11 protein-coding genes are annotated in these 15,519 nt (G+C 39.6%); all 11 read left to right on the top strand.

What is annotated here, in order from left to right; genetic code table 11:
- Positions 1-524 precede the first annotated feature (524 nt).
- The 11 genes from obgE to rpsA all read left to right on the top strand — a co-directional run bounded on the left by obgE (position 525) and on the right by rpsA (position 15,347).
- Entirely contained in the window at positions 525-1,736 is a 1,212-nt protein-coding gene (gene obgE, locus AC21OG_RS00150) for a GTPase ObgE (RefSeq protein WP_486546456.1), read from the top strand.
- A gap of 235 nt (positions 1,737-1,971) precedes the next feature.
- Positions 1,972-3,135: a glutamate 5-kinase gene (gene proB, locus AC21OG_RS00145; RefSeq protein WP_486546591.1), complete on the top strand. Its 1,164-nt coding sequence runs from the start codon at positions 1,972-1,974 to the stop codon at positions 3,133-3,135.
- Between the two features lie 68 nt (positions 3,136-3,203).
- Positions 3,204-4,310 (top strand): uroporphyrinogen decarboxylase, encoded by a 1,107-nt coding sequence (hemE, locus tag AC21OG_RS00140; RefSeq protein WP_487376931.1) that lies wholly within the window; start codon positions 3,204-3,206, stop codon positions 4,308-4,310.
- Positions 4,311-4,510: 200 nt separating this feature from the next.
- A complete protein-coding gene (gene argC, locus AC21OG_RS00135) occupies positions 4,511-5,578 on the top strand; it encodes an N-acetyl-gamma-glutamyl-phosphate reductase (protein WP_487376930.1) in 1,068 nt (355 codons plus the stop codon).
- 459 nt (positions 5,579-6,037) lie between these two features.
- Positions 6,038-6,757, top strand: coding sequence for a hypothetical protein (locus tag AC21OG_RS00130; protein ID WP_487376928.1), 720 nt, complete (start codon positions 6,038-6,040; stop codon positions 6,755-6,757).
- A gap of 185 nt (positions 6,758-6,942) precedes the next feature.
- A complete protein-coding gene (gene clpS, locus AC21OG_RS00125) occupies positions 6,943-7,383 on the top strand; it encodes an ATP-dependent Clp protease adapter ClpS (RefSeq protein ID WP_486546460.1) in 441 nt (146 codons plus the stop codon).
- Between the two features lie 952 nt (positions 7,384-8,335).
- A complete protein-coding gene (locus AC21OG_RS00120) occupies positions 8,336-10,999 on the top strand; it encodes an AAA family ATPase (RefSeq protein WP_487376925.1) in 2,664 nt (887 codons plus the stop codon).
- Positions 11,000-11,201: 202 nt separating this feature from the next.
- Positions 11,202-11,942: a uracil-DNA glycosylase gene (locus AC21OG_RS00115; protein ID WP_487376923.1), complete on the top strand. Its 741-nt coding sequence runs from the start codon at positions 11,202-11,204 to the stop codon at positions 11,940-11,942.
- A gap of 13 nt (positions 11,943-11,955) precedes the next feature.
- Positions 11,956-12,525 carry a tRNA adenosine(34) deaminase TadA gene (tadA, locus tag AC21OG_RS00110; protein WP_487376921.1) on the top strand — a complete coding sequence of 190 codons (570 nt, stop codon included), beginning with the start codon at positions 11,956-11,958 and terminating at the stop codon, positions 12,523-12,525.
- Between the two features lie 202 nt (positions 12,526-12,727).
- Positions 12,728-13,432, top strand: coding sequence for a (d)CMP kinase (gene cmk / locus AC21OG_RS00105; RefSeq protein ID WP_486546464.1), 705 nt, complete (start codon positions 12,728-12,730; stop codon positions 13,430-13,432).
- Between the two features lie 232 nt (positions 13,433-13,664).
- Entirely contained in the window at positions 13,665-15,347 is a 1,683-nt protein-coding gene (gene rpsA, locus AC21OG_RS00100) for a 30S ribosomal protein S1 (RefSeq protein WP_487376919.1), read from the top strand.
- The last annotated feature ends 172 nt before the right edge of the window (positions 15,348-15,519 follow it).

The following is a 15,519-nucleotide window of genomic DNA, read 5'->3' as shown; positions in this document are numbered from 1 at the left end:
CTAGCGCTAAGTTTTGCCAATTTTCTCTAGTTACTGTTCTGTCAAGATACTGGTTTTATGACTAATCGGCAATAGGCAGTGAGATAGTTGTTGGCAAACCGCAGATATATAGACTTACCCTTTTCTTATTTAATATTTTGCCAATAGTCTTTCGTTGTTCTCAAGCGTTAGCAATGACATAGGGTGATAGAGGGCAAAATGTTGTAATCTTTGAAGATTAATTTAGATTTTGATAGGGTATGACTGGTATATTTTAACGATACCCGATAATCAATATGGTTATCGGGTATTTATACATATAATCTTGGTTTAATGCTGTAGAATATGGCGTTATGATTTTTTATTATTGATTATATTAATGCCTAATTAATAGCTAATTTTATTAGCACCTTATTTTTAAAGAATAAATTTTATAGAATAATTTTATTATTTTTCTGTTTTTATCCATATATCTATATCCGTTTTAAAGGGCTTTATTTAGCATTTAAAATAGACCAATTTAAGAAAAGAAGGGAGCAAGACCAATGCGATTTATTGATGAAGCAATTGTTACTGTCAAAGCAGGGGATGGCGGTAACGGCATTGTGAGCTTTCGCCGAGAGAAGTATGTACCTCGGGGTGGGCCAGATGGCGGAGATGGCGGCAAAGGCGGTGATGTCTTCGTTGTTGCTGATGATAATACAAACACCTTAGTAGATTACCGTTATACGCGTCGTTATGATGCCGGACGAGGTGAGAACGGCCATAGCAAGAATTGCTCAGGTAGAGGTGCAGAAGATATCTATTTGCGCGTACCCATTGGTACCACTATCATTGATAACGAAACAGGCGAGGTCATCGGTGATTTGACTGAAATTGGTCAAGAGCTATTAGTCGCCAAAGGCGGCGATGGTGGATTGGGTAATACCCACTTTAAAAGCTCTACTAATCAAGCTCCGCGTAAAGCAACCAATGGATTTGATGGGGAGATAAAGGAGCTTAAGTTTGAGCTCAAAGTAGTGGCTGATGTGGGATTAATTGGTTTGCCCAATGCCGGTAAATCGACCTTCATCCGCCAAGTGTCGTCAGCTAAGCCCAAAGTTGCTGATTATCCCTTTACTACCCTTGTTCCGAATTTAGGAGTGGTGGATGTTGGACTACATCGCTCATTTGTAATGGCTGATATTCCTGGTCTTATTGAAGGTGCTTCAGATGGGGCGGGACTGGGTATACGGTTTCTGAAACATGTGGCTCGTACTCGTCGTTTACTTCATATCATCGATATTAAGCCGATTGATGGCAGTGATCCTGTTGAGAATGGCCGTGTGATATTAAACGAACTCGAACGCTTTTCTCCAGAATTAGCAAACTTACCTCAGATTTTGATATTAAACAAAATCGACCAAGTACCGGATGCTGACGAGTTAAATGAACTGTGCTTGCATATTGTTGCTGAACTCGGCTGGACGGGTGCTGTTTTTAGAACCTCTACGTTAACCGGTCAAGGCGTCGATGATGTCAAATATCACTTGATGAACGTTATTGAACGTGAAAAAGAGCGTGAAGAGGAAGATCCTCTATTTGCAGAAGCCCAAAAAGAGAGATTTGAGCGCCTAGAGGCGGAAGTACGATTAAATACGGAAGAGCAAAAAGAGGCCTATCGAGCCGCTCGTCGAGCCCAAAGGGAAGCTGCTTTTAATATGGAAAACCCAGACGATGATGACGAAGACGGTGTTGAAGTTGTCTATGCGCCATAATCCTTAGAGAAACGTTATACTTTGCATTAAATAACCTACCTTTAAAGGACTTATTGAAACGACTATCTTCGTGTTTACGATCGCCACCCTTAATAGGTTAACCTCAAGATTTAGTATTACTGAATGGCTGACATAGTGAACAAAGCCTAACTAATTCATTAATTTTGGAAAAATTATGAGTGTAGATAATAAGAATAAAAACTCAGAGCTTACAAAGCTTGACGGACCAATACCAATGCCCACCTCTCCAGATGATGAGCGTTTTGCTACTGTTAATCGATCCTTTGATGTCAAACGCGTAATCGTTAAGATTGGCTCTTCATTGCTCACTAATAATGGTAAAGGATTAGATCGCACGGCTATCTATGAATGGGCGAGCCAGATAGCAAAGCTGCATCATGAGGGTACTGAGGTGATATTGGTATCTTCAGGGGCGGTTGCTGAGGGGGTTGTGCGTATGGGGCTTGAGGAACGTCCCAAGAAGCTCGAGGGTCTACAAGCTTGTGCTGCTATCGGCCAAATGGGTTTGATAGAAACATGGGCGGCCGCGCTCATGCAAAGTGGCATTCGTAGCGCCCAGATACTGCTAACTCATGATGACTTATCAAACCGTGAGCGATATCTCAATACTGCCAATACATTAGATAAGCTGTTATCTTGGCGAGTATTGCCCGTTATTAATGAAAATGACACCATTACAGTGGACGAAATAAAATTTGGTGATAATGATACGCTAGGTGCGATGGCTGCGGCTATGGTAAGCGCAGACTTATACATTATTTTGACCGATCAAGACGGTGTGTTTACGGCTAACCCTCGAGAGAATCCTGATGCTAAAATGATTCGCCAAGAGCGTGCGATGGCTGAATATTTGTTCGAAATCGCAGGAGAAGGCGGAAAATTGGGCAGTGGTGGTATGCTGACCAAGATTCGGGCAGGTAGGTTAGCGGCTATGGGGGGCTGTCCTACGGTAATTGCCAATGGTAGTTTTGAGAAGGTGATTACCCGTGTGGTAGCCGGAGAATCGGTAGGCACCTTGCTTAAGACCAATCAACAAGACAAAATTATTGCCCGTAAGCAGTGGTTAGCAGCTCATTTGCGTATGGCAGGTACTTTGTACATTGATGCTGGCGCTGTTGATGCTATTACTGTACAAGGTAAAAGCCTATTGCCTGTTGGTGTCGTTGATATCCAAGGTGATTTTGAGGAAGGTGATGTGGTCGCTGTTGTTGACCAAGACACTAAAGAGCGTGTCGCAGTGGGACAGGTTAACTTCTCATCCGATGAAGCTCGTAGAGTTGCGAGAGAGCGTACTCAAAATTTTGACAAGATTCTGGGTAGCTCAGAGGATAGAGTGGTTATGATACATCGAGATGACATGGCAATTCTAAATAAATAAAATGAGCACCATAAACTAGCACAATAAATATGCATAGCCATTAATTTTAGTGATTTAAAGAGATAATAATGTCCACATTGAAAGCTGATACGACTAATCATTGCCACAACTTTGCGCCGCTTAAGAATGATCGACTATTGAGGGCCTTACGATTTGAATCTATCGATGTTACCCCCGTTTGGATGATGCGTCAAGCAGGGCGTTATCTGCCAGAATATAAAGCCACACGGGCTGAGGCAGGTGACTTTATGAGCCTATGTAAAGATACAGCTCGGGCAACTGAGGTAACCCTTCAACCTCTTAGACGCTTTGACTTAGACGCCGCTATCCTGTTTAGTGATATATTGACGATTCCAGATGCTATGGGTTTAGGGTTGTACTTTGAGACGGGTGAAGGGCCTAAGTTCAAGCGAACCTTGCGGACAGAAGCTGACTTTGACAATCTTGAGCCCTATGACCCAAATGATGCCTTGGGGTATGTTATGGATGCCGTGACCAGTATCCGTAAAGCGCTTAATGGTTTGGTCCCCTTGTTTGGCTTCTCTGGTAGTGCTTGGACATTAGCTACTTATATGATCGAGGGTGGCAGCTCAAAAGACTACCGCTATACTAAAGGTATTTTGTATAGTAAACCGGAGTTCTTGCACCAAATTTTAGATTATGTGACAACGGCTATCATTGATTATCTAGATGCTCAAATTGTTGCAGGGGCACAAATAGTCCAGCTTTTTGATAGTTGGGGAGGGGCATTAGGACATCGACAATTTGTCGAGTTTTCCCATAAATACAACAAACGTGTCGTCACTGAGTTAAAACAGCGCCACCCCGATATTCCGGTCGTTGTCTTTACAAAAGGGGGAGGATTATGGTTGGATATTCAGGCTGATAGTGAGGCGGATTGCCTAGGACTGGATTGGACAATGCCGGTCGATAAAGCGAGAAAAATATTAGCCAAGGCACAAAATAAAAAAGCAGTTCAAGGCAACCTTGACCCCGCAACGCTTTATGGGTCACCCGATAGCATTCGCCAGCAAGTCAAACTTATGCTCGATGATGCTTATGTGGATAATGAAAAAACAGGCTATATTGCAAATCTTGGGCATGGCATTACCCAATGGGTAAACCCGGAACATGCTAAAGTATTTATTGATTCAGTACATGCGTACAAGCTTTAATTAAAATATGACTGAGGGCAGAGCTATTTTTGACTCGCTACTTTTATGATGCAATAAAGTTTATAATGAGCGGACTCTGTGAAAATCAGTATCTATATAACTAGTATCTATAAAACTAGTATCTATAAAACTAGTATCTATAAAATAAGTATTTAATAGTTATGATGTCATAGCTATCAATAAATCAAATAGGATTGACTATGATTAATGCAGCCATTGTTGGTGGAACAGGTTACACTGGGGTTGAATTAATACGTTTATTATCTTCACATCCCCACGTTAATATTAAATGGTTAACGTCACGCTCTGAAGCTGGTAAACCTGTTTCTAGTATTTTTCCTAGTCTAAGAGGCATATCTAAATTGACCTATAGCGACTTAGGTGACAATACCCTAGAAGCATTGGCTGAATGTGATGTGGTCTTTTTTGCGACTCCTCATGGTGTTGCAATGCAGCAAGCTGAAAGCTTAGTGTCAGCTGGCGTCAAAGTCATTGATTTAGCAGCCGATTTTAGATTACAGTCTCTTGAAACCTTTGAGCAGTGGTACAAACATACTCATGTCTGTCCAGAGTTACTGAAAGAGGCGGCTTATGGTTTGCCTGAGATTAATCGTGAGGCTATCAAATCTGCTAATGTTATTGGCAATCCTGGGTGTTATCCAACGACTGCTATCTTAGGATTGAAACCCGTCATTGATGCTCAAAATCAATCGGACGCGCCAATTATTGAATCTCGTATTATCATTGATGCCAAATCAGGTGTTTCTGGTGCAGGTCGACAAGCAAAGTTAACCCTTAACTATGCTGAAACCACAGATAACTTTAGTGCTTATGGTGTATCGGGTCATCGACATTTACCTGAAATAGAACAGGGCGTACATCAACTTCTAAAAAGTAAATATAAGCAAAATATACGTTTTGTACCGCATTTAGTGCCTATGATTCGTGGAATGTTCACTACCATTCATCTAGGATTGACGGAAGCTGGGTGTCAGCTTGACTTGCAGTCAGTGTATGAAAAGGCCTATGTAAACGAGCCGTTTATTGATGTGTTGCCTAAGGGTGAGCTACCTGACACACGTAGTGTCCGAGCTAGCAATCGATTGCGTATTTCCGTTTATCAGAACAATGATAAACAAGAAGCAACAATATTAGTCGTTCAAGATAATTTAGTAAAAGGTGCTGCAGGACAGGCGGTACAATGTATGAATGTAATGTTTGGCTTCGATGAAGGATTAGGATTGGACCATATTCCTGTGGTCCCATAGAAAGCAATAAGTTTATAGGCAACCTAGGGATTATGAATATTGATATGCCTGCTTAATGCTTGGGTTGCATATATATGTTGATTCTAATATAAAATTGTCGATGTAAAAAATAAAATTAAAACCTTTATCTAAAATTATCATTCCTTGTTAGACTCTGTCAGGCTCGTTAAACCTGCTATCAATAACGTTAGCACTCGACTTCCTAGATAGGATAATTTCTAGATTTAGTATAAAATTACTGTTTTTCAGATTAACATAAGGGTGTTTGACTTTGACTTAGGTGTCAGAATCTGCGTAAAGTCAACATTTGTTAGTTAATGCCTAAAGAGTTAGGTATAATATTGAGCCGTTTCATTGGTGTTTTTATTAATTGCCGATACATAATGCGAGTCTAGTACCATGCCCAGCGAGATTAGTAAATCAACTTCAAGTTATTCAAAGCGATCATCTTATGGAAAGATGAGCCCGCTGCTATTGGTATTATTTGCGTCTGCAGTATTATTAACGGGTGTAATTGCGACTGCTTTTGGCTATAAATTTGGTTATTTTCAAGGCTATAAATCCTCACAGAAAGATGCTCAAAAGGAAGGTGTTGCCCAATCACTGAACTCCCAAGAAGTTAAAAAATTACAACAAAATGTTGAAAATTTAACGTCACAACTTGATTCGACCAGAAAAGAAAGAGATATTAGTCTTAATAATCTAGGTCAATTACGCAGAGACATGCAGAAACTAGAAGTTAAAAATCTGCAACTCTTACAAGTAAACGACGTATATAGTAATAGTCTTATTAAGCAGGGTGGCTTACCACTACAAATAGTGGGTGCTAAAATGGAGCCGTTACCCGAAAATGCCTTTGAATATCGGTTTGATGTGGCCATGTTAGACAAAGATGGTCAGCAACATACTTTGAAACCTAGTTTAACGTTGCTAGATGAAGACAGTTTGGTAGAGGTGCCTTTAGAGCCACGCAGGTATGACATTAAAGGTATTGCACGTATCAGAGGTAGATTTGTTATGCCTGAAGGGTTTAAACCAAAGCAAGTTAAGTTGAATTTACAATCTAACGGACAAAATGTCGAACAAATATACAACTGGCAACTGTCTTCACCTATTGATAAAATGCCGATGTCCTTATCAGAAGTACCAGAACCGGATCAACGTCCTGTAACAGAGTAACTAAGTTCAGCGAGGATAAATTAATAGCCCAATTATGGGCTTTAAATTTGCTAATAAGTATAAATAATTCTGTATAATTAAATATTTATGATTAACTGTCGTCGTGTCATAGATACTATAACCTTAATATTTTGACTTTTATTTAATACATTTATCAACATATACTGACTAAATAAATATAACTTATGATTGAACCTATCGACACTGAAACTCTGATGATTCTTGAAGAGTCCGTTTTAGCAGATTGGCACCACCCAGCCACTCTACCTAAGTCGTATCCTTTAAAGACTACGCCTTCTAAATTAATTGACGAGGAAAACGAGGAAGAGGCTGAAGTTGAAATTATGGTGGCAGAGCCTGAAATAGCTGAGCCGCCTATGTATGCAGTCGTCATGTACAATGATGACTATACACCAATGGAGTTTGTCGTGTATGTATTACAGTCAGAGTTTCGTCATAATGCTGACAAGGCCGTTGAAATTATGCTGAACATTCATCATCAAGGACGTGGTATCGCAGGTATTTATCCTAAAGATATTGCAGAGACTAAAGCTAAGAAAGTCAATCAAACTGCTCGCAAAGAAGGCTATCCTCTTTTAACTCAGATTGAGCCTCATCAAGGATAATTTCTTTATCTACTACTATCCTAAACCTTACTTATTAGTACTATAGGTTTCGTATAAATATATTTTGTTAATAGCTTTCCTAATAAATTTTTTTAATCCCTTCCCACTTAATCCTTCTCTCTTATAATAAGTAAACCCTCTTTTAATTTCCAGTCATCGCAAATGTCCTTTCAACGCTATCAATCAATTCACTTTGAAAGTCTACTAGTGATTGTTTGCAAATTTTAAATCATTATTATTACCCTATTTATAGCTTAGAGAATATTCTTTGCTATCTTGAAGCATTTAAATCCTACATAATTTGAGTATAGACTTGATTTTTACCGTTCATAACCTTACTTAGTTAGTGTACTGATCAAATTAACCGTTCAAATTGCCTCTATAAATCAGCTATTGTGACAACATTTAAAATCGTTTTTTAAAACCACCAATAGTTGCAGTTAAAGAAGTTGCGCCTGGTTATCAGGTTGCGGTCGAGTATTGACGCTGATATCTCATGAGATTTCTTGGTGGTATGTATTAATGCAGTATTGACGGTTTTTTTAGATTAATTCACGTTTTTATCGAACGAAAAATAACCCTTTTAAACATTTACACTGCTTTGCTCGTTAATTATCCCGTTTATATGATTAACTATTGAACCAATAACCGTAAAACTAGTATCTGTATCGTTAAAAACCGTAGAAATAGCTGTCAATAGATATATTATCAATGGGTGTTCGACAGCAATATAAACGTTTTGGTTTGTCAGTCTAAAATGAGGCATGATAAATGCTTATACTTTATGTGATCTCAACCTTTAATGTATCATGACAGTTACATAACAGAATTAGATTCACACTAAATTAGATAACCCAAATATATATTAACTTGCTATAGTTAATAGTATGCCTAATCTTATTATTAACTATTTGACCAATTTATAAAATTATAAAACTATCAGGACATATCTATGTTAAGTCGTCATCTCGAAGTTTCATTACGTTTAGCCATGACGTTAGCACGGCAAAAGTCACACGAATATTTAACGGTCGAGCATTTGCTATTAGCATTGCTTGAGAATAATAATGCTGTCACAACCTTAAAGTCTTGTGGCGCAGATATTACCAGTTTACGCTCTGATCTTGAAGCCTATATTGAGAAACATACCCCTACTATTGATGCTGATTTGGAGCAGACACCACAAGCGACTCAGAGTTTTGATCGCATTCTCCAACGCGCCATTTTCCACGTACAGTCGATTGGCTCAGGTAGACTTGTTGAAGGCTCTGATATCTTGGTATCAATGTTTTCAGAACATGATACCTATGCGGTTTATTTACTGAAGAAACAGGGCGTTAGTCGCCTTGAGCTTACCCAGTATTTATCTCATGGTGCCGAAGGAGATGAATCTCGGAGCAGCGCCGCAGATGCAGAAGCGACTGATGCCAAGGGGGTTAAAAATAAGAAAGACCCGCTTACTGAATTTGCTCAAAATTTAAACAAACGGGCTGCTGAGGGTAAAACAGATCCCTTAATCGGTCGTTCTAGTGAAATCGAACGTACTGCGCAAGTATTATGTCGCCGTCGTAAAAACAACCCTTTACTGGTTGGTGATCCTGGCGTGGGTAAAACATCTATTGCTGAAGGTTTGGCATGGTTGATCATAAATAACAAAGCCCCAAAGCCATTACAAGGCTGCGTTATTTACAGCCTTGATATTGGTTCTTTAATTGCTGGAACTAAGTATCGTGGGGACTTTGAGAAACGTATGAAGTCTCTACTTGAGGCTTTAAAAGATAGTCCCAACGCCATCCTATTTATTGATGAAATCCATATGATTATTGGGGCTGGCTCCTCAATGAGCAGCAATATGGACGTGTCAAATTTAATTAAACCTGCATTGGCAAATGGTGAATTAAGATGTATAGGTTCAACAACCTTTACTGAATATCGTCAAGTATTTGAAAAAGACCATGCTTTATCACGTCGTTTTCAGAAAATTGATGTCAATGAGCCAAGCATTGATGACAGTATTGACATTCTGCGAGGTTTAAAGTCTCGTTATGAAGAGTTTCATAATGTTGAATACACGGATGCGGCCTTGGTTAGTGCTGTTAATTTATCAGCCAAACATATTCATGAACGGTTTTTACCTGATAAGGCAATTGATGTTATCGATGAGGCGGGTGCATACAAACGTTTAGGAATTACCCCAAATGCCGATCAGGTTGAAGATGAAAACAGTTTGATTGATGAACTCAACAGTTCTGAATTTGAAGCTGACTTTGATGACAATGAGTCACTTATAAAGTCAGATGATCAGCTAGAAACGCGAGAGAGTGAATCCGATAGTGCTGAGGGTAGCACTGATGACAATGTATCTGACCTGAATACTGATAATACGGACAGTGATATCACTTCAGCAATGGACGACGATAATAAAGAAAGTGAAAAAGTCGTTGACGAAATGCTCTCACAAAGTGAAGGTAATGCTGATGTAGCCGAAACTGATACTGAGACAAGTAGTGATGAAGAAAAGGATGATGCTGTTAAAGCGCCTGTCGTGATCGATGTTGAAGATATTGAAGCTATTATCTCCAAATTGGCACGTATTCCACCCAAATCAGTATCGAATGATGATAAATCCTTGTTGCAGCATCTTGAACGTGATTTAAAACGCTTAGTATTTGGTCAGGATGAAGCCATTAAGACGTTATCTGATGCTATAAAACTGTCACGCGCAGGACTAAAGTCTGCTGAAAAACCGATTGGATCTTTCATGTTTGCAGGTCCTACTGGTGTAGGTAAGACTGAGGTCTCAAAACAATTGGCTAATTTAATGGGCATTGAGCTCATACGTTTTGATATGTCAGAATATATGGAAGCGCATACCGCATCTCGATTGATTGGAGCGCCTCCAGGCTATGTCGGATTTGATCAGGGCGGTTTATTAACTGAAAAAATTAACCAGCACCCACATTGCGTGTTGCTACTGGATGAAATTGAAAAAGCTCATCCTGATGTCTTTAATTTGTTATTACAAGTTATGGATCATGGTACGCTGACCGATAACAATGGTCGTGTGGCTAGCTTTAAGCAAGTTATTCTAATTATGACTACCAATGTAGGAGCTGAAAATATCAGCCGTGCGTCAATGGGCTTTACTAAGCAAGATCACAGCCGAGATAATACAGAGGCGATGAACCGAGTGTTTACGCCTGAGTTCCGAAACCGTCTAGATGCCATTATTCAGTTTAATGCGCTAGATCCATCTGTAGTGGTCTCTGTTGTTGATAAGTTCTTAGTTGAATTGCAAGCGCAGCTTGATGACAAACAAGTGGTATTAGAAATTGATGATGCCGTTCGTGATTACTTAGCGGAAAAAGGCTATGATCGCTTAATGGGGGCACGTCCAATGCAACGACTCATCCAAAACGAGATTAAAAAGCCTCTAGCTAATATGGTTTTATTTGGTGACTTAGCCGAGGGTGGGGCTGTCCATGTGACACTATCCGATGAAGCGTTCGATGAGCCAGTTGATGATGATGGTAAAGCAGCCGCTGAAGGCAGTCGAATCTTACTCGCGGTGGTTGAGAAACATGGTCAACGTGGCGTTGAGTACGCTGAAGGTTAATATTAGTCTAGATAAGTCTCTTTAGGGATAAGTATTAACTTTCAAGCAATTTTTATCATAGCGTTTTTCAATAAAAAAGAGGTTAACCTAAGGTTGGCCTCTTTTTTTCCAAACCAAATTTATAAATATCCACTATAATGAGTATAAGCACTAACATTAACATGAACAGGACTAACCCAGTTATTCATAAAAGAGTGAAGATATGCAATTATTAGAAGAGGCAGAAAATCATAAAACTGATGCCGAAAAGCAAGCAATTTTGGCTAGAGTACAGATGCCTGAAGACTGGAAGCAGGCGTTATCAGATGAGTTAACGTCGCATAATATGGATAAATTACGACAGTTTCTCAAGCAAGAGTATGCTTCAGAGAAAAGTATCTATCCTAAAGCCAGCTTGATGTTTAATGCGTTTAATTTAACCCCATTATCGGACGTCAAAGTCGTAATCTTGGGTCAAGACCCTTATCACGGACCAGGGCAGGCGATGGGTTTGTCCTTTTCGGTACCTAAAACTATACCTAAGCCGCCATCATTAAATAATATTTTAAAAGAAATGGCAGATGATATCGGGACTTTGCCTCCCAAACATGGTGATTTAACGCACTGGGCACAGCAAGGTGTACTATTATTGAACACATCACTGACGGTAGAGGAGGGCATAGCAGGTAGTCATCAAGCTAAGGGCTGGGAGCAGTTTACAGATGCTGTTATTGATGTGGTTAATGAACATACTCAGCATACGGTTTTTATACTATGGGGTAGTAAGGCGAAGCTGAAAGGTAGGTTTATTGATACAGAAAAACATTTGATTTTATCAGCGGTACATCCGTCACCCTTAGCGGCCAATAGAGGTGGTTTTTTTGGTACAAAACCATTTTCAAAGGCCAATGATTACCTACTACAGCATGGTAAAACGCCGATAGACTGGCAACTGCCGCAGTAGGTTAATCAAAATTATGAGTCACGCTAACGCGTTAAGCCCGCCGTTCAAATTTGACAATGAGTCAAACTATGCAAAGTTTAGTGCCAGCGCCAAGTATTGGTCTATTAACGATGTAAATTACATGCGTCAAGCTTTGGCATTGGCTCAGCAGGGCGCAGGAAATCAAGAAGTGCCGGTTGGCGCATTACTGGTATGTGATAACCAAATTATCGGGAAGGGGTTTAATCAGCCAATACGTCGTTGTGACCCCACGGCACATGCCGAAATTGTGGCATTACGTGAGGCTAGTGGCGCCATAAATAATTATAGGTTACCACCGAATACAACGTTATACGTAACCTTAGAGCCTTGTACAATGTGTATAGGCGCATTAATACATGCTCGATTATCAAGGCTTGTCTTTTCTACCTATGAGCCTCGTGCGGGTATGGTTGGTAGTCAGCTAAATTTGACTGATATGGACTTTTACAATCATAAAATAACGGTTCATTCAGGGTTATTGTCCATTGAAAGTCAGCAACAATTAAAACGCTTTTTTCGTGCTCGGCGGTCTAAAAAGAGAGAATTGAATAAGCTACCTTAATATGAGCCTTAATTATTCTTAGGGTTAAATTTAGCTGGTGAATAAGTTGATTTTTTGTTATAATCCCGCCCTATTTATGTTTAATGCAATTAAACAATTGGTAATATACGTTTTAATTTAAGACTTATAACCCATAAATTGCACACAAGCGCACTTAACTAGTCGTTAAAAATAAGTTAATAATCAGTAGGTGATATAATTAATGAGCTTTCCTGTTATTACCATTGATGGCCCAAGTGGCGCTGGAAAAGGAACAGTTTGTTTGCAGTTGGCACAAGCGTTGAATTATCGCTTACTGGATTCAGGTGCTTTGTATCGCATTGTGGGTTTAAAGGCATTTGAATCTGGATTGTTACCTGATCAAGAATTGGGTAATAATGACGAAGAAAACATAGCAAAGTTAACGCAGAGCTTAGATATTAAATTTTTGCCGCGTGAATCAGGTGAAGTAGATATCATTGTCAATGATTCAAATGTCGCAGGCGAGATTAGAAACGAGACGGTTGGTGGTTATGCATCCAAAGTAGCCGCTCTACCAAAAGTAAGATCGGCTTTATTGGAACTACAGCAAAATATGGCCAATAAATCAGGCCTCATTGCAGATGGACGCGATATGGGGACGGTAGTGTTTCCCAATGCTGATGTCAAAATATATCTGACAGCCAGTGCCGAAGCTCGAGCAGATAGACGTGTTAAGCAATTGCAGCAAGCAGGGCAGACTGTAGATTATGAAACTATTTTGAATAACATTCAGGAAAGAGACGAGCGTGATGAAAATCGAGAAGTGGCTCCCTCTAAACCTGCGGAAGATGCCTTAGTTCTTGATAGCTCACACATGAGTGCCGATGACGTATTTAATGAAATTAAACGTTTCTGTCAAAAAAAAGGTATTAGCTTTAGTATTTAACTTAAACGTTAAGACGTAGGTTAAGCCTTAATAGGTCGAGCGTCAGTAGGCTAAGCCTCAATTATGTTATCACCGGTATGATAACAACAAAATTTTAGTGTTTTAAAAATTAAGAATTTAACAATTTTTTTAAATGTGGATACAAAGAGTAAAAACCAGCGTCAATCTTTTATCCACATTAACTTGAACCGTACTGTGCTGGACAGGATACGGCTATATTAAGGTAATCATAATGGAATCATTTGCTGAACTATTTGAAGCGAGTCTAGAAGAGCAAGGTCTTGATATTGAGCGTGGCTCAGTTATCAGCGGTGCTGTTGTAGCAATCGATAGCGATTGGATTACAGTTGACACTGGTTTAAAGTCTGAGGGTGTGGTTGCTCGTGAAGAGTTCTTAGACGACAATGGCGAGCTTGAAGTAGCAGTGGGCGATAGCGTTGATGTGGTAGTTGAAGCTGTTGACAATGGTATGGGTCAAACCTTACTATCACGTGAAAAAGCCAAACGTGTTGAAACATGGAATGCACTTGAGAAACTATTTGAAGGCGATGAAATCGTCAAAGGTATTATCTCTAGTAAAGTAAAAGGTGGTTTTACAGTTGATATCGGCTCAGTACGCGCATTCCTACCAGGTTCTTTAGTGGATGTCCGTCCTATTCGTGATACGACGCATCTTGAAGGTAAAGAGCTTGAATTCAAAATTATAAAACTTGACCAAAAGCGTAACAACGTTGTTGTTAGCCGTAAAGCGGTTATGGAAGCTGAAAACTCAGCTGAACGTGAAGAGCTACTGAATAAGCTTGAAGAGGGTATCGAAGTAGAAGGTATCGTTAAAAACCTAACGGACTACGGTGCATTCGTAGATCTTGGTGGTATTGATGGTCTACTACATATCACTGATATGGCATGGCGCCGTATCAAGCACCCATCTGAAGTCGTCGAAGTGGGTCAAGATCTTAAAGTTAAAGTACTTAAATTTGACCGTGAACGTAACCGCGTAAGCTTAGGCTTAAAACAGTTAGGTACAGATCCTTGGGATAACGTTGGTGGCACTTACCCAGTGGGTAGTATCGTTAAAGCACGCGTTACAAACCTTACTGACTATGGTTGTTTTGCAGAAATTTCTGATGGTATCGAAGGTCTTGTTCACGTATCAGAAATGGATCATACTAACAAAAACATTCACCCCTCTAAAGTTGTTCAGATTGGCGATGAAGTTGACGTTATGATCTTAGATATTGATGAAGAACGCCGTCGAATCAGCCTAGGTATCAAACAGACTCTACCTAATCCATGGGAAGAGTTTGATAAGAAATATGATCGCGGTGATAAGCTAACGGGTACGATCAAGTCAATCACTGACTTCGGTATCTTTATCGGTCTTGACGGCGGTATTGATGGTCTTGTTCACTTATCTGATATCTCTTGGAATGAAACTGGTGAAGAGGCAATCCGTAACTACAACAAGGGCGATACTGTTGAGGCTATGGTTCTGTCAGTAGATGCTGAAGCTAATCGTATTAGTCTTGGTATCAAGCAATTAAGCTCTGATCCATTCAACGAATACCTAGTGGGTAACGATCGTGGTTCTATCGTGAATGGTACCGTTAAAGATGTTGACGCTAAGGGCGCAACGATTACTTTAGCGGATGAAGTTGAAGGCTACTTACGTGCATCAGAAATTCAACGTGATAAAGTTGAAGACGCAACTAAGCACTTAAATGTTGGTGATGCTGTTGAAGCAAAAATCATTAGCGTAGATCGTAAGTCACGTAGCATTAGCTTATCCATTAAATCTAAAGATGAAGCGGAAGAGCGTCAAGCGATTAAAGAGCTTGGTAGCACGCAAACGGCAGCTCCAGAAGCACAGCCAAAAACTATCGGTGATTTGATCAAAGAGCAGATGCAAGACTAATCATTATCATTCACTATAGTTATACTTAAGCTTTATTATTTATTAAACCTTAAAAGGAGTAACCTCGATGTTACTCCTTTTTTTTAATTATCTACTCTTCAATTCTATATTTAGTATTGAACTAGCTAATAGTAGTATTCAATTTTAATTTTTTAAATTCTATAAAAATCAA

This window comes from Psychrobacter sp. CX5 (assembly GCF_057621535.2).
Note: the sequence above shows the minus strand (reverse complement) of the source record. Positions and strands in the feature narration are given on the sequence as shown.

What these genes read in the sequence shown, in the direction of transcription:
- obgE (WP_486546456.1), top strand. Translation starts at nt 525, where the DNA reads ATGCGATTTATTGATGAAGCAATTGTTACTGTCAAAGCAGGGGATGGC.
- proB (WP_486546591.1), top strand. Translation starts at nt 1,972, where the DNA reads ATGCCCACCTCTCCAGATGATGAGCGTTTTGCTACTGTTAATCGATCC.
- hemE (WP_487376931.1), top strand. Translation starts at nt 3,204, where the DNA reads ATGTCCACATTGAAAGCTGATACGACTAATCATTGCCACAACTTTGCG.
- argC (WP_487376930.1), top strand. Translation starts at nt 4,511, where the DNA reads ATGATTAATGCAGCCATTGTTGGTGGAACAGGTTACACTGGGGTTGAA.
- AC21OG_RS00130 (WP_487376928.1), top strand. Translation starts at nt 6,038, where the DNA reads ATGAGCCCGCTGCTATTGGTATTATTTGCGTCTGCAGTATTATTAACG.
- clpS (WP_486546460.1), top strand. Translation starts at nt 6,943, where the DNA reads ATGATTGAACCTATCGACACTGAAACTCTGATGATTCTTGAAGAGTCC.
- AC21OG_RS00120 (WP_487376925.1), top strand. Translation starts at nt 8,336, where the DNA reads ATGTTAAGTCGTCATCTCGAAGTTTCATTACGTTTAGCCATGACGTTA.
- AC21OG_RS00115 (WP_487376923.1), top strand. Translation starts at nt 11,202, where the DNA reads ATGCAATTATTAGAAGAGGCAGAAAATCATAAAACTGATGCCGAAAAG.
- tadA (WP_487376921.1), top strand. Translation starts at nt 11,956, where the DNA reads ATGAGTCACGCTAACGCGTTAAGCCCGCCGTTCAAATTTGACAATGAG.
- cmk (WP_486546464.1), top strand. Translation starts at nt 12,728, where the DNA reads ATGAGCTTTCCTGTTATTACCATTGATGGCCCAAGTGGCGCTGGAAAA.
- rpsA (WP_487376919.1), top strand. Translation starts at nt 13,665, where the DNA reads ATGGAATCATTTGCTGAACTATTTGAAGCGAGTCTAGAAGAGCAAGGT.